24 protein-coding genes, 1 tRNA gene and 1 pseudogene are annotated in these 23105 nt (G+C 62.5%); 15 read left to right on the top strand and 11 right to left on the bottom strand.

What is annotated here, in order from left to right; translation table 11 throughout:
- Positions 1 to 506: 506 nt before the first annotated feature.
- Entirely contained in the window at positions 507 to 1067 is a 561-nt protein-coding gene (locus AC0L3O_RS05365) for an ankyrin repeat domain-containing protein (RefSeq protein ID WP_473534516.1), read from the top strand.
- A 54-nt stretch (positions 1068 to 1121) separates the two neighbouring features.
- Here the strand turns inward: AC0L3O_RS05365 and AC0L3O_RS05370 are convergent, their stop codons facing one another.
- On the bottom strand, positions 1122 to 1649 hold the full coding sequence (locus AC0L3O_RS05370) for a gamma carbonic anhydrase family protein (RefSeq protein WP_473609172.1): 528 nt from the start codon (positions 1647 to 1649) through the stop codon (positions 1122 to 1124).
- 266 nt (positions 1650 to 1915) lie between these two features.
- Here AC0L3O_RS05370 and AC0L3O_RS05375 point away from each other — a divergent pair.
- Positions 1916 to 2646, top strand: a pseudogene (locus AC0L3O_RS05375) (hypothetical protein).
- 241 nt (positions 2647 to 2887) lie between these two features.
- Here the strand turns inward: AC0L3O_RS05375 and AC0L3O_RS05380 are convergent.
- The gene (locus AC0L3O_RS05380; RefSeq protein WP_013531334.1) at positions 2888 to 3091 is read right to left on the bottom strand and encodes a DUF3126 family protein; all 204 of its coding nucleotides are present in this window, start codon (positions 3089 to 3091) and stop codon (positions 2888 to 2890) included.
- Between the two features lie 196 nt (positions 3092 to 3287).
- Entirely contained in the window at positions 3288 to 4136 is an 849-nt protein-coding gene (cysE, locus tag AC0L3O_RS05385) for a serine O-acetyltransferase (RefSeq protein WP_027156043.1), read from the bottom strand.
- Positions 4137 to 4288: 152 nt separating this feature from the next.
- Between cysE and AC0L3O_RS05390 the strand changes: the two genes are divergently transcribed.
- The gene (locus AC0L3O_RS05390) at positions 4289 to 4888 is read left to right on the top strand and encodes an HD domain-containing protein (protein ID WP_473615032.1); all 600 of its coding nucleotides are present in this window, start codon (positions 4289 to 4291) and stop codon (positions 4886 to 4888) included.
- 112 nt (positions 4889 to 5000) lie between these two features.
- Here AC0L3O_RS05390 and AC0L3O_RS05395 read toward each other — a convergent pair whose 3' ends face one another.
- The 3 genes from AC0L3O_RS05395 to AC0L3O_RS05405 form a co-directional block, all read right to left on the bottom strand.
- Complete coding sequence (locus AC0L3O_RS05395; protein ID WP_473615033.1) at positions 5001 to 5768, bottom strand: alpha/beta fold hydrolase; 768 nt, start codon at positions 5766 to 5768, stop codon at positions 5001 to 5003.
- A gap of 20 nt (positions 5769 to 5788) precedes the next feature.
- Positions 5789 to 6301, bottom strand: a complete 513-nt coding sequence (locus tag AC0L3O_RS05400) for a DUF192 domain-containing protein (RefSeq protein ID WP_473615034.1) — start codon at positions 6299 to 6301, stop codon at positions 5789 to 5791.
- A 324-nt stretch (positions 6302 to 6625) separates the two neighbouring features.
- Positions 6626 to 7201, bottom strand: coding sequence for a cold-shock protein (locus AC0L3O_RS05405; RefSeq protein ID WP_329608822.1), 576 nt, complete (start codon positions 7199 to 7201; stop codon positions 6626 to 6628).
- Between the two features lie 239 nt (positions 7202 to 7440).
- Between AC0L3O_RS05405 and gloA the strand changes: the two genes are divergently transcribed.
- Both gloA and AC0L3O_RS05415 read left to right on the top strand, forming a co-directional pair.
- Positions 7441 to 7881 carry a lactoylglutathione lyase gene (gene gloA / locus AC0L3O_RS05410; RefSeq protein ID WP_128173234.1) on the top strand — a complete coding sequence of 147 codons (441 nt, stop codon included), beginning with the start codon at positions 7441 to 7443 and terminating at the stop codon, positions 7879 to 7881.
- A 27-nt stretch (positions 7882 to 7908) separates the two neighbouring features.
- On the top strand, positions 7909 to 8202 hold the full coding sequence (locus AC0L3O_RS05415; protein ID WP_287228990.1) for a DUF2218 domain-containing protein: 294 nt from the start codon (positions 7909 to 7911) through the stop codon (positions 8200 to 8202).
- A gap of 4 nt (positions 8203 to 8206) precedes the next feature.
- Here the strand turns inward: AC0L3O_RS05415 and AC0L3O_RS05420 are convergent, their stop codons facing one another.
- Together AC0L3O_RS05420 and ilvA are read right to left on the bottom strand one after the other, a co-directional pair.
- The gene (locus tag AC0L3O_RS05420) at positions 8207 to 8767 is read right to left on the bottom strand and encodes a DUF1697 domain-containing protein (RefSeq protein WP_473615036.1); all 561 of its coding nucleotides are present in this window, start codon (positions 8765 to 8767) and stop codon (positions 8207 to 8209) included.
- Positions 8768 to 8777: 10 nt separating this feature from the next.
- Positions 8778 to 10034 carry a threonine ammonia-lyase IlvA gene (ilvA, locus tag AC0L3O_RS05425; protein ID WP_027156051.1) on the bottom strand — a complete coding sequence of 419 codons (1257 nt, stop codon included), beginning with the start codon at positions 10032 to 10034 and terminating at the stop codon, positions 8778 to 8780.
- Between the two features lie 222 nt (positions 10035 to 10256).
- Between ilvA and AC0L3O_RS05430 the strand changes: the two genes are divergently transcribed.
- Both AC0L3O_RS05430 and AC0L3O_RS05435 read left to right on the top strand, forming a co-directional pair.
- A complete protein-coding gene (locus tag AC0L3O_RS05430) occupies positions 10257 to 11324 on the top strand; it encodes an alpha/beta hydrolase (RefSeq protein ID WP_245269140.1) in 1068 nt (355 codons plus the stop codon).
- Between the two features lies 1 nt (position 11325).
- Complete coding sequence (locus AC0L3O_RS05435) at positions 11326 to 12486, top strand: alpha/beta hydrolase (RefSeq protein WP_473615037.1); 1161 nt, start codon at positions 11326 to 11328, stop codon at positions 12484 to 12486.
- A 25-nt stretch (positions 12487 to 12511) separates the two neighbouring features.
- Here the strand turns inward: AC0L3O_RS05435 and ade are convergent, their stop codons facing one another.
- Together ade and AC0L3O_RS05445 are read right to left on the bottom strand one after the other, a co-directional pair.
- Positions 12512 to 14323, bottom strand: coding sequence for an adenine deaminase (gene ade, locus AC0L3O_RS05440; RefSeq protein ID WP_473615038.1), 1812 nt, complete (start codon positions 14321 to 14323; stop codon positions 12512 to 12514).
- 219 nt (positions 14324 to 14542) lie between these two features.
- A complete protein-coding gene (locus AC0L3O_RS05445) occupies positions 14543 to 14722 on the bottom strand; it encodes a hypothetical protein (RefSeq protein ID WP_027156055.1) in 180 nt (59 codons plus the stop codon).
- 799 nt (positions 14723 to 15521) lie between these two features.
- Here AC0L3O_RS05445 and AC0L3O_RS05450 point away from each other — a divergent pair.
- A tRNA-Leu gene (locus tag AC0L3O_RS05450) sits at positions 15522 to 15610 on the top strand.
- A gap of 112 nt (positions 15611 to 15722) precedes the next feature.
- Here AC0L3O_RS05450 and AC0L3O_RS05455 read toward each other — a convergent pair.
- The gene (locus tag AC0L3O_RS05455) at positions 15723 to 16301 is read right to left on the bottom strand and encodes an NUDIX domain-containing protein (protein ID WP_287259702.1); all 579 of its coding nucleotides are present in this window, start codon (positions 16299 to 16301) and stop codon (positions 15723 to 15725) included.
- Positions 16302 to 16490: 189 nt separating this feature from the next.
- Here AC0L3O_RS05455 and AC0L3O_RS05460 point away from each other — a divergent pair, with 189 nt between their 5' ends.
- From AC0L3O_RS05460 to AC0L3O_RS05490, 7 genes are all read left to right on the top strand, one after another.
- On the top strand, positions 16491 to 17594 hold the full coding sequence (locus AC0L3O_RS05460; protein ID WP_473615039.1) for an NADH:flavin oxidoreductase/NADH oxidase: 1104 nt from the start codon (positions 16491 to 16493) through the stop codon (positions 17592 to 17594).
- Between the two features lie 101 nt (positions 17595 to 17695).
- Positions 17696 to 17989: a DUF982 domain-containing protein gene (locus tag AC0L3O_RS05465; protein ID WP_473615041.1), complete on the top strand. Its 294-nt coding sequence runs from the start codon at positions 17696 to 17698 to the stop codon at positions 17987 to 17989.
- A gap of 31 nt (positions 17990 to 18020) precedes the next feature.
- Entirely contained in the window at positions 18021 to 18260 is a 240-nt protein-coding gene (locus tag AC0L3O_RS05470) for a DUF2188 domain-containing protein (RefSeq protein ID WP_023798198.1), read from the top strand.
- 279 nt (positions 18261 to 18539) lie between these two features.
- Entirely contained in the window at positions 18540 to 19628 is a 1089-nt protein-coding gene (locus AC0L3O_RS05475) for an ABC transporter ATP-binding protein (protein WP_128168498.1), read from the top strand.
- A gap of 39 nt (positions 19629 to 19667) precedes the next feature.
- A complete protein-coding gene (locus tag AC0L3O_RS05480) occupies positions 19668 to 20993 on the top strand; it encodes an ABC transporter substrate-binding protein (RefSeq protein ID WP_473615042.1) in 1326 nt (441 codons plus the stop codon).
- 206 nt (positions 20994 to 21199) lie between these two features.
- Positions 21200 to 22051, top strand: a complete 852-nt coding sequence (locus AC0L3O_RS05485; protein WP_287062084.1) for a carbohydrate ABC transporter permease — start codon at positions 21200 to 21202, stop codon at positions 22049 to 22051.
- A 1-nt stretch (position 22052) separates the two neighbouring features.
- Complete coding sequence (locus AC0L3O_RS05490; RefSeq protein ID WP_128168495.1) at positions 22053 to 22952, top strand: carbohydrate ABC transporter permease; 900 nt, start codon at positions 22053 to 22055, stop codon at positions 22950 to 22952.
- Positions 22953 to 23105 lie beyond the last annotated feature (153 nt).

Genomic DNA, 23105 nt, shown 5'->3' on the forward strand with positions numbered 1-23105 from the left:
GCGGAATACATTTCGGAGGATAGTTTTAACACCGATTTAACGGCAGCTCGTCGGGCTTTTCGGTTTTTTTCACGCACAGCCGAACAGCCCGAAAACACCCGCATGGCACGCTCTCATCCGCAAATCTCGAAATGGGAGACTAAAAATGGCTGACACGCAAACTCGCGCCGCCCGCACGTCGAAAAGACATCTGTTTGGACCCAGCCTGAAAAGCGTAACAATGATGATCGCCGATTTCAGGGGGTGGCGACGGACCGTCGCAAGACGCAGGGCACTAGCCGACTTGATGGCCGATCAGCTGAACGACATCGGTCATCCGGAGGCCCATCGACCCGCACTCGACATCAAGGCAGGTCTGATCACGAACTTGATGTCGATGCGATAAGTTCGGCGTACGGCTGCGCAAAGCTATCGACCTGCTCTCCAATCGCAACCCGCCCATGGGGCTTTCAGGCAGCGGCGGATGGGAGCAATATGGCGGCCAATTCAACCTCCGGATCGCTGCGATGTTGGAAATCCCGGAAGATCGATGCGAGCGCCACCGCCTGTTCAAGGCCATCGATGACGCGTTCAAGGCGGGCGACTTCGAGGCCCTCGGTGTGGCTCTCGGCGGCTCACCCGGCTGGTTCGACGAGCAGATGCCCTTTGAACTCGGCCTTGGGCATCCACTGGAGTATGCGATCTATTGGAGCCCCGCCGCTTTCATCTCGATCTTACTGGATGCGGGCTCGGACTCGAACTATCACCACCACGGCGGTTTTCCGGCAATCATTGCGGCACTCTCCGCCGACCGGGCTGACAGACTGGAAATAGTCCGAACCCTGATCGATGGGGGCGCAGACCTCAACATGCGGGGCGTAAACGACTGGACGCCGCTTCACTATGCGGTCGCCATCCGTAGCGTCGATGCCATCCGCCTGCTGTTGGCGGCGGGCGCCGACCCATCGCTCGAAACCCGCATCGACGACTATACGACAGCCCTTGAGGACGCCCACAATGCCGGCTTTGAAGCCGGCGCTTCGTTGCTGTGCGATGCAATGACCAGGCGTGGCTCCAATGGACGGTGAGTTGGGCGACGATGCCGGTGAACCATATAGCCGAAGATTTGACCAAGGCTGGCCTCAGGTCTTCGTCAGCCCCGCCTTGAAGCGTTTGCCGTTGGCGACGTAGTGCGCGGCCGAAGCGCGCAGGCTTGCCACCGCGGCATCGTCCAGTGTTCGCACAAAACGGGCGGGCGAGCCGATGATCAGCGAATTATCGGGGAATTCCTTGCCTTCGGTGACGAGGGCGCCGGCGCCGACCAGCGAATTCCTGCCGATCTTCGCGCCGTTCAGCACGATGGCGCCCATGCCGATCAGGCTGTTGTCGCCGATCGTGCAGCCATGCAGCAAGGCGCGATGGCCAATCGTGCAGCCTTGCCCGATGGTCAGGGGAAAACCGACATCTGTATGCATGACCGTGTGTTCCTGCACATTGGTATCGGCGCCGATGATGATCGGCTCGTCGTCGCCGCGGATGACGACGCCGAACCAGAAGCCCGCGTTGCGGCCGATCTGTATGTCGCCGATCAGGGTAGCGTCGGGCGCGATCCAGTTGCTGTCGGCGTCCTCGAAACCGGGGGCTTTTCCGTCGATCGCATAGAGCGGCATGTTTCTCCTCCGAATCGTCTCAGGCTGAAAGATCGGTCGACCCTAGGTGAGTGCCTGCCTGGGATGCAATGTCGATCAGCACGACGCCCAACGCCAAAGATCGTCGCCGTGCAACCGCAAGAGATCAGCGCCGTCAGGCAACACTAAAAGCAACAAGTGTGTGTCCAACCGGACCCATCTTCACCTTCCATTTACCATGAAATCGCACAGTCGTGTTTCGACAGGCGTGCCGCAAGAGCCGTGCCACGCGATAATCGGGGATCGCGATGAAGCAGGCAGCCACCGCCAACGGTCCGCAACTCACCGTCGTCGATTCCAAGCTGATGAAGCGGGTGTTCTACGTGTTCGCTGCGCTGGCAGTGCTTTCGATGACGATCAGCCTTGGCGGCAAATGGTTGGGCCGCTCAATCGCCATGGCCGGATATACCGACGACACGACAGTCCACGAGGTGGTGATCGGCAACAACGTCATCGCCGTGCCGGCCAATGTCATCCGCTTCGACCAGGCGCGGCGCGACGGCATCGCCTCGCGCCTCGACCTCTATCTGCGTTATCCCGAAATGGACGGCTACAGCGAGGCGGCCCGCGACGATTTCAACCACACTGGACCCAGCAAGAGCATCATCTTTCTGTCGTTCGAACGACAGGTCATGTCGCGAGACATGAGCGGCCGCTTCGCGCCGATCTACAGCGCCCTGATTGTCGAACCCGGCACGCCGGTCCGGGCGGCACGACGCTTTACGGCTTCAATGAAAAATCGGGCTATTTCAACGAGGTGCTGGTGGTCGGCAATCGCCGGGGCAAGCACCCGTTCGTGGCCCGCTGCCTGAGCGGCCCAAGTGCTGCGCAATCGCTGGCGCCCTGCGAACGCGACATTCTGGTCGGCGACAATCTCAGCCTCACCTACCGCTTTCCCATGGAATTTCTGGGCGACTGGCAGGCGCTCGACGCAGCCATCGCCGCCAAGGCTGCGCGTATGCTGAAGGCCGGGCATTAGGATGATGATGAAGCGAACTGTGCGAAAATCTGCTCAGTGACTTTTGATCGCGCAGCAGCGCAGAAATTTGCGCGACGTCGGCGGGACAGCACCCCCCAGCACCCCCCTCTGCCCTACGGGCATCTCCCCCTCAAGGGGGGAGATTGGCTATTCGTTCTTCTTTCGCCAATCGCCAACGTTGAAGAAGAGGGTGCGGCGAGCAAGCTGGCTCAAGGTCGGCCGGCACCGATCGCCTCCCGGCTCAGGCGAGGTCGATGTCGAGGATCGCCATCGAGAAATTATAGTCGCCGTCGTCCTCGTCCTTGAAGACGATGCCGAGGAATTCGTCGCCGACGTAGACCTCGGCCGAATCGTCCTTGCGCGGCCGCGCCTTCACTTCAAGCTTAGGGTTCTGGAAGACGCGCTTGAAATAGGCGTCCAGCTTTCTGATTTCGTCCGGCTTCAAAAGTCTTCTCCGATCGTCGGTCTTGCTCGTTTGAGCGCGCTTCTGGCACGTCGACAATGGCGATGTAAAGGCAAGCCGGCGAGAGAGACAGGGCAATCGCTTGAGGTTTGCGCTGCCCCTCATTGCCCTGCCGGGCATTTCTCCCCGTATAGTGAGGGGAGAAAGACGCCTTTGCAAAGGGCCCCTGCCCGAGCGCTCAAATATCGAAGCTGACGACGTGGTCCATCGACTGCGACGGCAAAAGCTGGTCCATCTGCCGCGAGGGCCGGTCGCAGCCGGTCTCGCCGACGACGCGGGCCGGCACGCCGGCAACCGTCTTGTTGTGCGGCACCGGCGACAGCACCACCGAGCCTGCCGCGATCTTGGAGCAATGGCCGACTTCGATGTTGCCGAGGATCTTGGCGCCGGCGCCGATCAGCACGCCGTAGCGGATTTTAGGATGGCGGTCGCCGCCGGCTTTGCCGGTGCCGCCCAGCGTCACGCCGTGCAGGATCGACACGTCGTCCTCGATCACCGCCGTCTGGCCGACGACGAGGCCGGTGGCGTGGTCGAGGAAGATGCCCTTGCCGATGCGGGCGGCCGGGTTGATGTCGGTCTGGAACACCGAGGACGACCGGCTCTGCAGGTAGAGCGCGAAATCCTGGCGGCCCTGGTTCCACAGCCAATGCGCCAGGCGGTGCGTCTGGATGGCATGAAAACCCTTGAAATAGAGCACCGGCATGATGAAGCGGTCGCAGGCCGGATCGCGGTCGTAATAGGCCTGGATGTCGACACGCACCGTCGACGACCAGTCGTTGTCGTCGGCTGCCATCGCCTTGAATGTCTGGCGGATGAGATCGGAACCGATATCCTGATGGGCGAGCCGCTCGGCCAGCCGATGGATGACCGCCTCCTCCAGGCTTTCCTGGTTGAGGATGGTCGAATAGAGGAACGCCGCCAGCAGCGGATCGCGGTTGACCGCCTCCATCGCTTCGTCGCGGATCGAGCGCCAGATCGGGTCGATCGGCTTCACCATGGTCGGGCGGGCAATCGTAACGCTGTTCATCAATGGTCTCCGGCCTAATGTCTCCGGCTTGGCACCAAAACCGCTGCGCAGCTTTGCGCGACATGCTCTATAAGCCAGATCATAGCACGGTTGAACTCAATTTTCCTTAGTGCTTTGTCAAATGGATTTGGTTCACGGAAATTCAAGCGGCGATGGAAAACCAAGCCTTGATCGACGAGCCGCTGAAGCGCGAGCTTTCCGCGCTCTATGAGGCGGAGGGTCGTCACTATCACAACCTCGGCCATATCGAGGCGATGCTGGCGATGGCCGGCCACTATCGGGCATCGTTGCACGACCCCGAGGCGGTCGAGGCGGCGATCTGGTTCCACGACGCCATCTATGACAGCCGGGCCAAGGACAACGAGGCGAGGAGTGCCGCCCTTGCGGAGAAAAAGCTGGCCGGCCGCACCGATGAACAGCGCCTTGGCCGCATCACGGCGATGATATCAGCCACCGCCACGCATGAGTTGCCGCGGTCTGACGACGAGAATGCCGCCCGCGACGCAGCGCTGTTCCTCGATATGGACCTGGCGATCCTGGGGGCGCCGCCTGATGCGTTCGACGCCTATGAACAGGCGGTGCACCGCGAATATGGCTGGGTGGAAGAGCCGATGTGGCGCGCCGGCCGCAGTGCGGTTCTGAAGAGTTTCCTCGCCCGCCCGCACATCTTCCACACCGAGGAGTTCCGGCAGCGGTTCGAGGCTCAGGCTCGGCAAAACATGGCGCGTTCGCTCGAAGCGCTCGGGGCGTGAGCGCTGCTGCTGCACCTTTGATGCCGGCGCGAAGGATCGCTACGGATCGGCTTTGTCCTGAGCCGCTGCATCCTTCGGGCCTTGGGTCAACCCAACTCAACCACCGATTTACTCACAGCGGATTTTCGGCATAAAACTCCAGCACCCGCTGCTTGAAGGACTTGTCGCCGACGGCCAGCATGTGGTCGCGGCCCTCGATATGGAAAGCCCTGGCGTTCGGCATCAAGGCGGCCAGTTCGTCGGGCGAACCGCCGATATCGTCCTTGGTGCCGACGGCAATCAACGTCGGCTGGGCAATGCGCGCAATGTCGGCCTCGGCCAGCAATTCCCGTGAAGTGGCAATGCAGGCGGCCAGCGCCCGACGGTCGCTGCGGGTCTGGTCGGCGAAGGCGCGAAACGAGCGGCCGCGCGGATGGCTGGTGGCATCGGGATCGTCGGCCAGAAGGGCGGCGGCGATCGGATCCCAGTCGCCGACGCCGTCGACCATGCCGATGCCGAGACCGCCGAAGACCAGCGTCGCCACCATGTCAGGATCGGAAAGCGCCAGGAAGGCGGAAATCCGCGCGCCCATCGAGTAGCCGATGACATGGGCGCGTTCGATGCCGAGATGGTTCAGCAACGCTGCCCCGTCGGAAGCCATTCGTGCGGGCGTATAGTCTGCCTCCTGATAGCTCTTCGACGAGGCGCCGTGGCCGCGATTGTCGAAGGCGATGGCGCGGTAGCCGGCATCGTTCAGCGCCTTGAACCAGCCGGGCGACACCCAGTTGACGTAATGGGTCGAGGCAAAGCCATGGATCATGAGCACCGGATCGCCCTGCCCCGATGCCGGCTGGCGGTCAAGGAAGGCAAGGTCAAAACCGTCATGGGGGAAAAACTGCATCTGCGATGGATCCTGCGCGTTCAGTTGCGCGCAGTGCCGATTGCCGGGTGACGCAACAGGTCGCCGTCCTCGATGCCGCTCCTGGCGGCGGTGCCCGCCTTGAGCTCGAGCACGAAGCGAACCGGCTCGCCGGGCGAGATCATCGCCTCGGATTGCGGCTCGCCTTGCTTGATCGCCCGGATCCTGCCGTCCTGACCGACAAAGATCAGGTCGAGCGGCATCGGCGTGTTCTTCATCCAGAAGCTGACATCCCGAGCCTCCTCGAACACGAACAGCATGCCATGGTCGTCGGCCATCTCCTCGCGAAACATCAAGCCGGCCTCGCGCTCGGCCGAGGTGTCGGCGATTTCGACGGAGAAAGAGCGTTCGCCGCCCTTCGTCACCGCGACCAGCGGCTGCGGGTCGACGGCAAGGATCATCGCCCGGCTGTCTGCCGAAGCCGGTCGCTGCGAATGGAAGAAAGCGCCTGCGGCGATGACAAAGGCGATCGCGGCGCAGACTACGCCCGTTGTCAGCCAGTTCCTGTAAGTCATTCAGACTCCTCGGCCATCGTCCTAGGTATGTTGAAATTCAGGTGGTTCCAGCCTGTATATAGTTCCCTGCGCTTGCGACCCACCAATTGTTGATCTCAGCGCTGCCCCTCATCGCCCTGCCGGGCACTTCTCTCCGTATAGTGACGGGGAGAAGGGGCTGGCCGCAACGGTGGCATACATTTCTACAACGGCCGGAAATTGGCGAAATCATTGATGACAGCGCCCCTCTCCCCGTCACTATACGGGGAGAGGATGCCGGCAGGCAGGTGAGGGGCAGCGCAAACGTTCGAAAAGATCTGAGTAAGGCCTGAATATCAACGCACCCTAATGCGAGACGGGCAAGGTACCCATATCCGGGTGAATTTCGGCAGCCATAAGGCCTTTGTCGCCGCGCCCGAAGCGGACCAGCACGACCTGCCCCGGCCTGAGCTCGGTAATGCCGTAACGGCGCAGCGTCTCCATGTGGACAAAAATGTCCTCGGTGCCCTCGCCCCGGGTCAGGAAACCGAAGCCCTTGGTGCGGTTGAACCATTTCACCAGCGCCCGTTCGAGGCCGCTTTCCGGCGTCACCGAGACGTGGGTGCGCTGCTCCTGCATCTCCGCCGGATGGGTCGCCGTGGTGAGATCCATGGAGAGCACGCGGAACGCCTGCAATCCGCGCTCACCTTGCTTGACCAGGCAGACGACGCGCGCACCTTCCAAGGCGGTCTGGAAACCGTCTTTTCGAAGACAAGTCACATGGAGGAGAATATCGCCGGAAGAGCCGTCATCGGGAAGAATGAAACCGTAACCCTTGGCCACGTCGAACCATTTGATAGCGCCCGCAATCTCGACAAGACCGGCCGTGTCGCCGCTCTCGTCTCTTTGCAAGGCGTCGTGACCGGTTCCGTCCCGCCCCATGAAAGAGGCTTTTTCCCCCATAACAACGCCCCCCTTTTTCCAAGAATACCGCAACTGATTCTTGACGTTAGATTAACACTTCCGTTTCAGGTGTGTGCAAGACCTGAGCTGCGTTTTTTCACGGTTCATTGCGGGAATACCGGATTTGTTGTTTGCCGGCAGGAACGGCTATCGGGAATTGCCCTTTGGCCGGGTGGCCCCTATGTTCCGCCGCAAAGCAACATTTCGAGGAAAATCACATGCGCTATCTCCACACCATGGTCCGTGTCGCCGACATCGATGCCTCGCTCGATTTCTACTGCAACAAGCTTGGCCTCAAGGAAGTGCGCCGCCACGAAAACGAACAGGGGCGCTACACGCTGATCTTCCTCGCAGCGGACGAAGACGAGCAAAGCGGCATCACCGACAAGGCGCCGCTGATCGAGCTCACCTACAATTGGGATCCGGAAGACTACAAGGGCGGCCGCAATTTCGGCCACCTCGCCTACGAGGTCGACGACATCTACGCCACCTGCCAGCAGCTGATGGACAAGGGCGTCACCATCAACCGGCCGCCGCGCGACGGCAACATGGCCTTCGTCAAATCGCCGGACGGCATCTCGATCGAGCTTTTGCAGAAAGGCCCGGCCAAGGCCAAGGCCGAGCCCTGGGCGTCGATGCCCAATACCGGAAGCTGGTAACGGGCCGCATTGGGGAAGAATTCATTCATGCCGACCAGCCATGCCGATGTCGTCACTGAACATGCGAGCCGCTATCTGCAGCAGCTCTGCAAGCACTGGGCGCACAAGTTTCCCGTCGAGTTCGATCCGAACCACGGCACGATCGATCTCTCACTGGGCCGCACGGTTCTCGATGCCGACCCGGCAGCGCTGCATATCGCGGTGACCGCTGACGAAGCCGGCTCGCTGGAGCGGCTGGAGACGGTCGTCGCCGACCACATCAAACGCTTCGCTTTTCGCGAAGAGCTGACCTTCGACTGGAGAAAGGCTTCGGCAGCGTAGGCGACTACGCTCCGCCATTGCGGCCGGCCATCGCCAGCAGCATCAGCACCGTGCGCCAGTTGCGCGCGGTGGCGGGCACTTTCAGCGTGCGAGGGATGAGGTTGGCAAATACCGATTTGCCGAGGCCTTCCGGTGCGTGCAGGTAAAGCACGTCGCCCCTGATCTCGAACCGTTCGGGACCGGTGCATTTTTCGGCCAGCCGCGCGACCTCGTCGGCGGTCGGCGGGCGCTCCAGCACATAGGCGTGAAGCTTCGTCGGTTCCCCGGCGACTTCTGGATAGGGATTTTCCGCCACCAGCCGCTCGAACCAGCCGAGATCGCGCACCATGATGCGCGAGTGAAATCCCCATTTCTTCTCGAAGGCCGCTTCCATCTGTTTGGCCAGCGTGGCCGCGTCGCCCTTTGCCGAACGGAACACGACATTGCCGCTCTGCACATAGCTGGCGACGTCGCCAAAGCCGAGTTCCTCGAAGAACGACCGCAAGTCCGCCATCTTGACGATGCGGTTGCCGCCGACATTGATGCCGGAAAACAACGCAACGAAAATCTTCGCCCGGGCACTCATATTCGGGCGCTCATATGATGAACCCGGCCAGCGTCTCGTTGTCGGTGATGTCCTGATACTGAACGCCCTCGGCCTCGAAATTGGCGTTGAGCAGCTCGAAATTGCGGCGGTCCTTGGTTTCGATGCCGATCAGCACCGAACCGAAATTGCGCGCCGATTTCTTCAGATATTCGAAGCGGGCAATGTCGTCGTCGGGACCGAGCAATTCGAGGAAGTCGCGCAGCGCGCCCGGCCGCTGCGGAAAGCGGATGATGAAGTACTTCTTCAGCCCCTCGAAGCGCAGCGCCCTTTCCTTCACGTCCGGCAGCCGCTCAAAATCGAAATTGCCGCCCGAAACCACCGCGACGATGGTCTTGCCCCTGATTTCCTTCTTCGAGAAATCCTTCAGCGCGTCGATCGCCAATGCGCCGGCCGGCTCCAGCACCACGCCTTCGACGTTCAGCATCTCGATCATCGTCGCGCAGAGCCGGTTTTCCGGGATCAGCCGCACCGCCTCGGTGGCAAACGCCCTGAGATGCCGCAACGGCTCGCGGCCGATCTCGGCCACCGCGGCGCCATCGACGAAATTGTCGACCCTGGCAAGCTTGATGCGCTTGCCGGTGGCGAGGCTCTCGCTCAGGCTTGGCGCGCCGGCCGGCTCGCAGAAGACGAAGCGCGTGTCGCGGCGCTGGTCGGCGAAATAATGCGTCACACCCGCTGCCAGTCCGCCGCCGCCGACCGGCAGCATGATGATGTCGGGCATGCGCGCGCCCGGCATCTGGCCTGATATCTCGTAGGCGACCGTCGCCTGCCCCTCGATGATGTCCTTGTGGTCGAACGGCGGCACCATGTGCGCGCCGGCGCTTTCGGTGAATTCGGAGGCGGCGCGGTAGCAGTCGTCGAAAAAGTCGCCGACCAGCCTGATCTCGACGAATTCGCCGCCGAACAGCCGCGTCTTGTCGATCTTCTGCTGCGGTGTCGTCACCGGCATGAACACCACGCCTCGCTTGCCGAAATGACGGCAGACGAAGGCAAAGCCCTGGGCATGGTTGCCGGCGGAAGCGCAGACGAACAGCTCGGCATCGTTGCCGGCGGCGAGCGCCTTGCGGAAGAAATTGAAGGCGCCCCTGATCTTGTAGGAGCGCACCGGCGACAGGTCCTCGCGCTTCAGCAGCACGCGCGCGCCGGTCTTCTTCGACAGATAGTCGTTTTCCTGCAGCGGCGTTTCCGGGAAAATCTGGCGGATCGCGGCAGCGGCGACCGCGACGCGGGAAGAGAAACTGGTCATCGAAAAAATTACCCCGGATCGTCTGTGGTGTTCGCGAAGCTAGCACACGCCGTAGGTGTTTGATCAGGGCAATCGTTCTGGCTTTCGCGCAACAGTGCGATGACTGTCGCAAGCCGCTGAGCGCATTTCGGTAGGAAACGACTTACTTCTGCCGCACTTCGGCTGTCCGGGAGGGGTCGCGGAGGTTGGATCAAGCCTTTCGGCCGGAGTGGAATTCTAGAGTTGAAGAAGATTTGCATCCTTGCCCTTGCTTTGCTCGTTGCCGGCTGTGGCGGCCGGCAGACCGAGGAACTGCTCGGCAGCGCCATGGTGTCGGCGCCGGTGACCGATATCGCCGGCAACCACAGCATCTTCATCGCCACGACGCGCAAGCGCTCCGACGATCCCAGCAAGGTTTTCGACCGTGAGCGCTCGGCCACGCTGAACTATGCCCGCGTCAACGTCACCGTGCCGGGAACCCACGAAGCCGGTCAGATCGAGCGGCGCTCGCGCGGCAAGTCGAACGACCCTGCCAAATACTTCATGGCCTCCGACGTCGTCGGCTACGACACCGCGCCGAAATTCTCCAACGCGCTCAGTGCCGACATCGCCGCGCGCGGCGGCCGCGTCATGCTTTTCGTCCATGGCTACAACACCGGCTTCGACGCCGCCGTCTACCGCGTCACCCAGATCGCCCATGATTCCGGCTACCCGGGCACGCCGGTGCTGTTTTCCTGGGCGTCGGGCGCCAAGACCCGGGACTATGTCTACGACAGGGAAAGCGCCAGTGCTGCCCGCGACCAATTGGAAGTGACGCTGAGAATGCTTTCGCAGACCGGCGCGCGGCGCATCGACATCGTCGCTCACTCGCTGGGAACCTGGGTTACCATGGAAGCGCTGCGCCAGCTCGCCATCAATGGCGACCGCGATCTCAGCGGCAAGCTCGGTGACGTCGTGCTGGCCTCGCCCGACATCGATGTCGACGTGTTCAAGAGCCAGATGCGCCGCTACGGCAAGCCGAATAAGCCATTCATCCTGCTTTTATCCGACGACGACCGGGCGCTGCGGCTCTCCGGCCTGATCGCCGGCTCGCGGCCGCGCGTCGGCGATTACAAGGACGCCGCCGACCTCGCCGACTATGGCGTGAGCGTCGTCGATCTCTCCAGCGTCAAGGGATCGGACCGCTTCAACCACACCAAATTTGCCGACAACCCCGAACTGGTGAAGATGATCGGCCAGCGGCTGCGCGAGGATGACGGATTTGCCAGCGACCGCGAGGTGACCGACCGCATCAGCCTGCTCGGGCAGTGAGGTGCGTTCGAAGACTTTTCTCGTCGTAGCGTTTGCGCTCGCGGTGACCGGCTGCGCCGGCCGCAAGACCCACGACCTTCTCAACACGACGACCGTGACGGTGCCTGCCTCCGACATCGCCGCCACGCATGAGATCTTCGTCGCCACCACCCGAAAAAAGGCGACGAAGGACCCGCGGCAGGTGTTCGACGGTGACCGTTCACCGACCACCAGTTTTGCCAGTGTCGAAGTCACCGTCCCGAAAACCCATCAGGTCGGCGCCATCGAGCGGGTCAGGGGCTCCGCCAACAGCAACCCGGCGAAGGACTTCACGGCAACCGAGGTCGAATTCTACGAAGGCGCCCCGCAATTCGCCAAGGCGGTCGGCACCGACATCGCCATGCGCGGCGACCGCGCTCTGGTTTTCGTGCACGGCTTCAACAACGGTTTCGACGATGGCATCTACCGGCTGACGCAGATCGCGCACGACACCAAATACTCCGGCACGCCGGTGCTGTTCTCATGGGCGTCGAGCGGCAAGACCACGGGCTATATCTACGACAAGGAAAGCGCCAACGCGGCGCGCGACGATCTCGAAGAGACGTTGCGGATGCTGGCCAAGACGAAGGCCAAGAGCATCGACATCATCGCTCATTCGATGGGCACCTGGGTGACGATGGAGGCGCTGCGCCAGCTTGCCATCACCGGCGACCGTGATCTCGGCGACAGGCTCGGCTATGTCATCCTGGCCTCGCCCGACATCGATGTCGATGTATTCAAGAAGCAGATGATCCGTTACGGCAAGCCCGACAAGCCTTTCGCCATCCTGCTTTCGGGCGACGATCGCGCCCTGAGGCTGTCCTCCCTGATCTCCGGCGACAAGCCGCGCGTCGGCGACTATGGCGACGCGGCCGACCTCGCCAGCTATGGCGTGTCGGTGGTCGACTTGAGCAAGACCAAAGGCGGCGACCGCCTGAACCACGCCAAATTCGCCGACAACCCATTCCTGGTGCAGCTACTCGGCGACCGGCTGCGCGCGCCGGCCGGCCTGGCATCGGACGAGGTCGATCCGGCGCAGCCGATCAACAATCTCGGCCAGGGCATCGGCAAGGCCGTCGGCTCCGTCGCCGAGATCGTCATCACCACGCCGTTCAAGGTGCTGACCATCGCCACCGGCGGATGAGGAGCGGGCACGCCCTTGGTCGTTGTTAGACGAACAGTTCGACTTTCTGGAACGTCGTCACGTCGATCAGGCCGACATCGGAAATCCTCAGTTCCGGGATGACGACCAGCGCCAGCAGCGAGTGCTGCATGTAGGCGTTGTTCAGCGAACAGCCCATCTGGCGCATTGCCTCGGTCAGCTTGTCGGCCTTGGCGGCGACGATTTCGGCGCGCTCGTCCGACATCAGGCCGGCGATCGGCATTTCGACCAGCGCCAGTTCCTTGCCCCTGGAGAACAGCACGACGCCACCGCCGACCTCGCCCAGCCGGTTGACCGCCAATGCCATGTCCTGCTTGCTGGTGCCGACGACGATGATGTGGTGCGCATCATGCGCCACGCTGGAGGCCATGGCGCAGTCGCTCATATAGCCGAAGCCGGAGACGAAGGCGTTGGTGACGCCTCCCGTGCCGCGGTGGCGCTCGACCAGCGCGATCTGGCAGACGTCGTTGCGACGGTCCATGGCGACCAGCCCGTCCTCCACCGGAAGATCGGCCTCGAGCGCCCGCGTCGGCGCCTGGTTCTCGATCACGCCGATGACCCGCACCCGAATTTCGTTGGCGCCGACAGGCGCCACGATGTCGAAATCCCCCGGTTTGAGCTTCTTGCCGAGCTTGACGGTGTTCTTTGCCGTCTTCGGATAGTCATATGCCGGAATGTCGATGTCGAGCTTGCCGCCCTTGGCCAGCCTGACGCCGCGGCCATAGACTTCGTCGATGGTCATTGCGGCCAGATCGGAGACGATCAGCAGATCGGCGAGCCGCCCCGGCGCGATCGAACCCAGCTCGCGCTCCAGCCTGAAATGCTGGGCGGTGTTGAGCGTCGCCATCTGGATCGCGGTCACCGGCTTCACCCCTTGGCTGATGGCGTGGCGGACCACCCGGTCCATATGGCCTTCATGGACGAGCGTCCCGGAATGGCTGTCGTCGGTGCACAGGATGAAGTTGCGCGGATCGAGCCCGCTCTCCGTCACCGCCTTGATCTGCGAGGCAACGTCGTACCATGCCGAGCCCAGCCTCAGCATTGCCTTCATGCCCTGGCGGACGCGGGCGATGGCGTCCTCGGCGCGCGTGCCTTCGTGGTCGTCCTCGGGGCCGCCGGCGACGTAGCCGTGGAACGGCAGGCCGAGATCGCGCGAGGCATAATGGCCGCCGACGGTCTTGCCCGCCCTCACCGTCGCGGCGATCTCGCCGGCCATCACCGGATCGTTGGCAGCGACACCGGGAAAGTTCATCACCTCGCCAAGTCCGACGATGTTTTCCCAGCCCATCGCCTCGGTCACATCGGCAACCGTCAGCTCGGCGCCGGCATGCTCCAGCCCAGGTGCCGAAGGCACGCAGGACGGCATCTGCACAAGCACGTTGATCGGCATGGCGACGGCCTCGTCATGCATCAGCCGCACACCCGGCAGGCCGAGCACATTGGCGATCTCGTGCGGGTCGATGAACATCGAGGTGGTGCCATGCGGGATGACCGCGCGGCAAAACTCCGTCACCGTCACCATGCCACTCTCGACATGCATGTGAGCGTCGCAAAGGCCCGGCACCAGATAGCGCCCGCCGGCGTCGACCACCTTGGTGCCCTGGCCGATGGCATGGCCGGCATTCGGCCCGCAATAGGCGAAACGGCCGCCGGCAATGGCAATGTCGGTGCCGGCGATGATCTCGCCGGAATGAACGTTGACCCAGCGCCCGTTGCGGATGACGAGATCGGCGGGCCTCCTGCCCATGGCGACGTCGACCAGATGCGTCGCCGCCTCGGCCCAGGGTTTTGGTTTCGTCGCACGCGCGGTCTTCGCCATGAGGAGACTCCTGTTTTCCCGACTGTGCCAAGCCGCGCGGATTTTGACCAGCGGGGAACTTGTGGGTCGTGTGCGGCTACGCGGTCTTCACCTGTCGTTGCCGGAGGCGCCGTCGGCGGCGCTGCGAGGCGCCGTCCACGACAAAATGCCTCAACCGGAAGGCGGGTCCGTTTGCGGCAAATCAGGTTGTTCGGGAGTTTCGATCAGGAAATCGGGCGCTCAAGTATCGCCCCGTTGTTCCCTGTCGCGGCAGTTGAGAAGCTCGACCAGATCGTCGGCCTCTTCGATCGGCATGTCGATCAACGGGACGCCGACCTCGACAACCGGCAGTCCCGTGAACACATCGATGATGTCCCATGTGCCTTCAGGTGTCTTCTCAATGTCATAGCGTTGAGTCATGGGGTGGAGAAAATAGCGGGTACAGGAGAAATCAGCGCGTTTACTCGGTTATCGCTCGTTTGAGCTCCGGGAATGCCTAAACGGTTCCCGCCCGGCCTGATCAAGCGCCTCAAGCAAATGGGACAAAGGTGCTGGGCAGTCGTGGGTCGACGGCAAGATTCAGCACGCCGTGCAAGTGCCGGCGATAGTCTTCGGAACGCAGCAATCGCCGTACCGCGTTGGCAACAGACTTCCCTTGTCCTGCGTCAAACTCTGCCATGTCAGGGGTTCCAGTAGCTTTAGCCCGAAACTCAGCCGCTCCGAAATGGTTCCGGGATGATTTTGATCAAGTTTGAATCAGTGGATGGCCCGTCGCTGCTGACCGGCCTGCAGCCGCCAATTCTCCAACGTCTGCGATTGGCCGAAAGCCGCCGCGCCTTCGTCATCCTAGCGACGCGGCGCAGACCCTGGGATCCATTCCGTGACATCCGCCGAAGAATGCAACGGCTCAGAATAAACGCGCTCCGTAGCGATCCTTCGCGCCCCCCTCTGTCCTGCCGGACATCTCCCCCACGAGGGGGGAGATCGGCCTTCATCACTGATTTCGCCAACACCAACCTGGCAAAAAAGGACGCTGTCCGCGAAGCTGCCGATCTCCCCCCAAGTGGGGGAGATGTCCGGCAGGACAGAGGGGGGCGCCTCGCTCCGCCATCAAAAGGTTCTGCACCGCAGCAGCGCACCAAGTTTGCCCGTGCCAATCCTGCTGAGAAACCTTCGTGACACAGTGACACGGCTGTGCCAAACAGGGCCAACTGTGCCAGCGAGCGTGGAGAAACTGGTAAACTCAGCAGACTTAAAATCTGCCGCCACTACAATGGCTTACGGGTTCGATCCCCGTCGCTCGCACCACCTCACCTCGGACTTAAAATCCCTCGATCTCTGATCGTACGGGTTCGATTCCCGTCGTCCGCACCAGCAACGCCGACGCCACAGCGCTGGTGCATGCAGGTTCCGGCTTGGATCACACCCGGATCGGGTTCAGCTTCAGATGCTGGATCAGGATGATGGTCTTGGCGTCAATAATGCGGCCGTCGTGGATGCCGGCCAGCGCCTCGTCGAGCGGCATTTCCAGGACCTCGATGTCTTCGCCTTCGTCCGGCGCGCCGCCGCCGTCGGAGATGCGGTCGGTCGGCGAATAGCGGGCGACGAAAAACCAGAGCCGTTCGGTCACGCTGCCGGGGCTCATGAAGGGCGAAAACAGCCGTTCGACGTCCTTCAGCCTATAGCCGAGTTCCTCTTCCGCCTCCTTGCGGATGCAGGTTTCGGGATCGTGTTCATCGAGCAGGCCGGCGCAGGCCTCGATCAGCGGCTCGCGGTGGCCGGTGGCGTAGGCCGCGTAGCGGAACTGCCGCACCAGCAGAACCGTCGAGCGCTCCGGGTCGTAAGGCAGGATCACCGCGCCGTCGCCGCGATCGTAGGTCTGGCGGATCTGCGTCTCCCACTGCCCGTCGCGCCGGCGATAATCGAGGACGGTCTTTTTCAGGACTGCCCAGTCGTCGGAAAGGACTTCCTCCGAACGGATGCGAATGCGGTCTTCCATGGTGAACTCCGTGTTGCCGGCGAGGCGTAGCGGTGATCGGGCCTTCGCGCAATCCCGACAGCAATTCAGGGCAATCGCTTCAGCGAAGGATCGCGGCTTCATCCAGCAGAGGCGCGCTTCACCGCCTCGCGTATGGCGCGGGCGCAATCCATTGCCTAAATAGCGACAGCCCCTCCCCGGAGTTTCCTGATGACCCCTTCCCTTTTCCAGCCGATCACGCTTGACGGCCTGACCTTTCCCAACCGCATTGCGGTGGCGCCGATGTGCCAGTATTCCGCCGAAGACGGCTCGGCCAGCGACTGGCACCTGTACCACTGGATGAACCTGGCGATGTCCGGCGCCGGCATGGTCACCGTCGAGATGACCGACGTCGAGCGGCGCGGCCGCATCTCGCATGGCTGCCTCGGCCTTTATTCCGACGACAACGAGGCGGCCGCCCGGCGCGCGCTGGATGCGGCCAAGCGCGTCGCTGCTCCCGGCACCAGGTTCGGCACGCAGCTTGCCCATGCCGGCCGCAAGGCCTCCAACCAGAAACCTTGGGAAGGCGGCGGGCCGCTGAACGCCGATCAGGACCCTTGGCCGATCGTGTCGGCCTCGGCAATCGCCTACGACACGGGCTGGCAGGTGCCGAGGGCGCTGGAGGATAAGGAGATCCTGCAGATCATCGAACGCTTCGCCGAGGCGGCAAGGCGGGCCGAACGTGCCGGCTTCGATTTCATCGAATTGCACGCCGCGCACGGCTATCTGATCTTCCAGTTCCTGTCGCCGCTTTCCAACCAGCGCACCGACCGCTGGGGCGGCTCGCTGGAAAACCGCATGCGTTTTGTCGTCGAGATCGCCAAGGCAGTGAGAAAGGCAGTGCCCGGGCTGATGCTCGGGGCGCGTCTGTCGGTCAAGGAATGGGTCGATGGCGGCTTCGACGTCGACGACGCAATCGAAGTGGCCAAGGCGCTGAAGGCAACGGGCGTCGCCTATCTCTGCTGCTCGAGCGGCGGCAATTCGCCCCTGCAGAAGCTGCCGGCAGGTCGCGGCTACCAAGTGCACCTGGCGGAGGCCGTTCGCAACGGCGCCGGAATCCCGACAAGGGCCGTCGGCCTGATCGACGATCCGAAGCAGGCCGAGGCGATCGTCGCCGAGGGCCGTGCCGACATGGTGGCCCTGGCCCGCGCCTTCCTCGCCGATCCGCGGTGGGCGTGGCGCGCCGCGGCCACCTTCGGCGAAAACATCCAGCCGGCGCCGCAGCTTGCCCGCTCGGTGACGACGATGCAGCACTGGATGAAGGCGGCCGGCTGACCGGCCCGATTGCAGGGCCGCCGCCGCAACGACCGTTACCCCGAGACATTTTCGCACGCCGAGGGGCGTGCAACCAAATCAGCGGCTCCGCGTTGGCGGCGATGATGGACAGCAAGCCTTTTGAAAAGCCAGTCGTGGTCGAACTTGGCCGTGTCGGCAAACACCGTGAGATCCGCAGCACCCAGGAAGCTGCGAAGTGCCTGATGACCGTCTGGCCGCTCAATCGTGGCCCTCGGCATCGCGATGCTCTCGACACTTGCCTAAAAGTGCTGGAAGGTTATCGTTCGACAGCGGATGCGCGCCGGGCATTGGTAGAGGCCGCCATGGAATCGGACGTGCTGGTTCCCGAAGAGAGATTGCCCGAAGGCAAACTGCCCGACCGCAAACCGCATTGAGCAACCCGAGCTTTTTCCACTGGAGGATTTCATGGCCAAGCTGACCTACAAGATCGTCGAGCATGACGGGGGCTGGGCCTATAAGGTCGGCGAGACATTTTCGGAGACGTTTCCTACTCACGAGGACGCGCTGCGCGCCGCCGAGATCGCTTCGGCCGAACAGCAGGTCGCCGGCACCACCGACGGCATCCAGTACGAGGACGCCGAAGGCAAATGGCACGACGAGCTCGCCGACGGCCGGGACCGGCCGCAAACCGAAGTTTCCGATTAGGCTGGTGTCGTTCTCGCACCTCGGTTTCAAGAGCTGGGGCTTGACAAGTCATGCTCTTGCTATGATCCCGGACATGGCGAATTACAGTCCCGCTGGGAACGCTCACGATCAGGCGCGACGAAGAAGGGCGCTTGCCACGCAGCCGCTTTACAGGGCAGTCTGGTAGCGCTACCGTTTCATCATCGCGCGTGACCAGGGAGGAGCTTTGGGAACTGCCGCGGCCAGTCAGGAAAGCGGTTTCCTTCGAAGACGTCGCAGGAAGCATTCGGGAGGAAATCGATGGCGTCTGTCGCGATTGGCGATGTCTACAAATCATTCGGAACCGTCGAGATTCTGCACGGTGTCAGCGTCGATATAGAGGACGGCGAGTTCGTCACGCTGGTCGGGCCGTCGGGCTGCGGAAAATCGACCCTTCTCAGGATGATCGCCGGCCTGGAAAAGATTTCGCGCGGTCAGATCGCGATTGGCGAGCGCGTCGTCAACAACGTTGCGCCAAAAGAACGCGACGTCGCCATGGTGTTCCAGAACTACGCGCTCTACCCGCACATGACCGTGGCCGAGAACATGGCGTTCTCGCTGATGCTCAAGGGTGCTGCGAAAGCCGAAAGCGCTGCCAGCGTCAAGCGCGCCGCCGAAATCCTGGGGCTGGTGCCATTGCTGGAGCGCTATCCCCGGCAGCTTTCCGGCGGCCAGCGCCAGCGCGTCGCCATGGGCCGGGCGATCGTGCGCGATCCGGCGGTCTTCCTGTTCGACGAGCCGCTGTCCAATCTCGACGCCAAGCTCAGGGTGCAGATGCGCGCCGAGATCAAGGAACTGCACCAGCGCTTGAAAACCACGACGGTCTATGTCACCCACGACCAGATCGAGGCGATGACCATGGCCGACAAGATCGTCGTCATGCATGACGGCATCGTCGAGCAGATCGGGCCGCCATTGGAGCTCTACGACCGGCCCAACAACCTTTTTGTCGCCAGCTTTATCGGCTCGCCCGCCATGAACATGCTGCGGGGCGAAATCGCGACGGATGGCGGCTCACCGTCTTTTCGCGGCTCCGGCGGGATTTCCCTGCCGCTGGCCGCAGTGCCGTCGACCGGCAGCGGCGAGCAGGTGGTGCTGGGGATACGCCCCGAGCATCTGCGGCTATCCCAAGACGACGGCATTCCAGTCACCGTCGTGGTGGTCGAGCCGACCGGGTCGGAAGTGCAGCTCATCGGCCGGACGGCCGGCGGTGACGAGATCGTCGCCAATTTCCGCGAGCGCCATTCCTTCACGCCGGGCGAGACCGTACGGCTCACGGCCGAGCCGGGCCTCATCCATCTCTTTCATGGCGAAACCGGGCAGCGCTTCGAACTGCGCGCCCGGCAGTAGGATCCATAAGGCAAGGACAATAAACAGGAGGAAACGAGCATGAAATTCACCAGACGTGACGTGATCCGCACGACCGCCGGCGTGGCGGCGGGAGCCTTGGGAAGCCGCTTCGTCGGCTCTTCCGCCTTTGCCCAGGAGGGGTTGACGTACAAGCCCGAAGACGGCGCAAAGCTGCGCATGCTGCGCTGGTCGCCGTTCGTTCAGGGCGATGAAGACCAATGGCTGGCCAACACCAAGCGGTTCACCGAGGCGACAGGCGTCGAGGTCCGCGTCGACAAGGAAAGCTGGGAGGACATTCGCCCCAAGGCGGCGGTTGCCGCCAATGTCGGCTCCGGTCCAGATCTGATGCTGGTCTGGTTCGACGACCCGCACCAGTACCCCGACAAGCTGCACGACGTGTCGGAACTGGGTGAGTATCTCGGCACGAAATATGGCGGCTGGCACGACGGACCAAAGCAATATGCGACGCGGGAGGGAAAATTCCTCGGCCTGCCCCTGGCCACCATCGGCAACGCCATCGTCTATCGGGAAAGCTGGGTGAAGGAGGCCGGCTTCTCGGAGTTTCCGAAGGACACGGCGGGCTTCCTCGAGCTTTGCAAGGCCTTGCAGGCGAAGGGCCATCCGGCCGGCTTCACGCACGGCCATGGCGTCGGCGACGGCAACAACTATGCTCACTGGCTGCTTTGGAGCCATGGCGGCCAGATGGTCGACGAGAGCGGAAAGGTGACGATCAACAGCCCCGAGACGCTCAAGGCGATCGAATACGCCCAGGAACTCTACAAGACCTTCATCCCCGGCACCGAAAGCTGGCTCGACGTGAACAACAACCGCGCCTTCCTGGCCGGCGAACTGGGCGTCATCGCCAACGGCATTTCCGTGTATAACACGGCCAAGACCAACAAGGACAATGATCCGAAACTGGCTGAAATCGCCAAGGACATGCGCACGACAAGCCTGCCGATCGGTCCTGTCGGAAAATCGGTCGAGCTGTTCCAGGTGACCACGGCCGTGATCTTCGACTACACGCCCTACCCCAACGCGGCCAAGGCCTATCTGCAGTTCATGTTCGAGGAACAGCAAATGGCAGAGTGGATCACCTCCTCCGCCGGCTATTGCTGCCAGACACTCAAAGCCTTCGAGAACAATCCTGTGTGGACGGCCGACCCGAACAACGCAGCTTACGCCAAAGCCTCGGCGAAGCTGCGACCCAACGGTTATGCCGGGCCGCTCGGCTACGCCTCGGCGGCGACCATGGCCGACTATGTCCTGGTCGACATGTTCGCCAAGGCGGTGACCGGCCAGGCGACGCCGCAGGAGGCGATGGAAGAGGCGGAGAAACGCGCCAACCGCTACTATCGCGTTTGATCGCAGCGCAGCCGGGCAGCCGCGACCGCGCTGCCCGGTCTGGTTTCTGAAATCGCGTGGCCGCCACTCAGGCCACCATGCCACTAGACCCTATGAGGAGCCGTCCCATGGCCGTGTCGTCCGCTGCCGTTCAGCCGCGTCCGTCGATCCTGTCGCGGAGCCTGTCGCTCCTGGCCGACAGCCGGAACGCGCTTGGCTTCGGCTTCATGCTGCCGGCGGCAGCGCTGCTGCTGGTCTTCCTCACCTATCCGCTCGGGCTCGGGGTCTGGCTCGGCTTCACGGATACCCGCATCGGTCGCCCCGGTATCTTCATAGGCATCGAAAACTACCAATATCTGTCGGATGACGCCGTCTTCTGGCTCTCCGTCTTCAACACCTTGCTCTACACGATAAGCGCCTCGATCCTGAAGTTCGCGCTCGGCCTCTGGCTGGCGCTCATTCTCAATCAGAACCTTCCCATCAAATCGTTCTTCCGCGCGATCATCCTGCTGCCGTTTGTGGTGCCGACGGTGCTGTCGGCCATCGCCTTCTGGTGGATCTACGATTCGCAGTTCTCCATCCTGTCCTGGGCACTTATGGAAATGGGCCTGATCGACCATCGCATCAATTTCCTCGGCGATCCGGAGAACGCGCGCGCTTCGGTCATCGCCGCCAATGTCTGGCGCGGCATTCCGTTCGTCGCCATCACGCTGCTTGCCGGCTTGCAGACGATACCGCAGTCGCTTTACGAGGCCGCCACGCTCGACGGCGCCAGTCGCTGGCAATTGTTCCGTTTTGTGACGCTGCCGCTGCTGACGCCGATCATCGCCATCACCATGACGTTTTCGGTGCTGTTCACCTTCACCGATTTCCAGCTGATCTACGTGCTGACCCGCGGCGGACCGGTCAATGCCACCCATCTGATGGCGACATTGTCGTTTCAGCGCGGCATTTCGGGAGGCCAGCTTGGCGAGGGCGCCGCCATCGCGGTCGCCATGATCCCGTTCCTGCTTGCGGCGATCCTGTTCAGCTATTTCGGCCTGCAACGCCGCAAATGGCAGCAGGGCGGAGGAGACTGACATGGCTGAGACCGCGATCAAGAAAACGAAACGGCAGGAACTCGACGAAGGCGGCATGGGCTATCTTCAGAGCCTGCCGCGGCGCGTGGTGACGGTCTATCTGCCGTTGCTGGTGTTCGTCATCGTGCTGTTGTTCCCGTTCTACTGGATGACGATCACGGCGATCAAGCCCAATCACGAGATGACCGACTACGCCAATTTCAATCCGTTCTGGGTCGTGCATCCGACATTCGAGCACATCCGCTATCTCTTGTTCGACACGTCCTATCCGGGCTGGCTGCTCAACACGATCATCATCTCCACCGCCGCCACGTTCCTGTCGCTGCTGGCTGCGGTGTTCGCGGCCTATGCGATCGAACGGCTGCGGTTTTCGGGAGCGCGGCACGTCGGGCTCGCGATCTTCCTCGCCTATCTCGTGCCGCCCTCGATCCTGTTCATCCCGCTGTCGGTGATGGTGTTCAACCTTGGGCTTTTCGACACCCCGTTCGCGCTCATCCTGACCTACCCGACCTTCCTGATCCCTTTCTGCACCTGGCTGCTGATGGGTTACTTCCGCTCGATCCCGTTCGAACTGGAAGAATGCGCGCTCATCGACGGGGCGAGCCGCTGGCAGATCCTCATGAAGATCGTGCTGCCGCTGTCGGTGCCCGGCCTGATTTCCGCCGGCATCTTCGCATTCACCCTGTCATGGAACGAATTCATCTATGCGCTGACGTTCATCCAGTCGTCCGAAAACAAGACTGTGCCGGTCGGGGTGCTGACGGAGCTTGTCCGCTCCGACGTCTATGAATGGGGAGCGCTGATGGCCGGAGCCCTGATCGGCTCGCTGCCGGTGGTGGTGCTCTATTCGTTCTTCGTCGAGCACTACGTTTCCTCGATGACCGGAGCGGTGAAGGAATAGCGCCCTGCGGGGCGCCTTCTCCCTTCTCCCCTTGTGGGAGAAGGTGGCCTCGCGAAGCGAGGTCGGATGAGGGGTGTTCCAGCTTGGCACCAACAGCACTCCGTCCAACACCCCTCAACCGTCTTGGCGCTGCGCGCCAATCCACCTTCTCCC

This window comes from Mesorhizobium sp. WSM4810 (assembly GCF_055811235.1).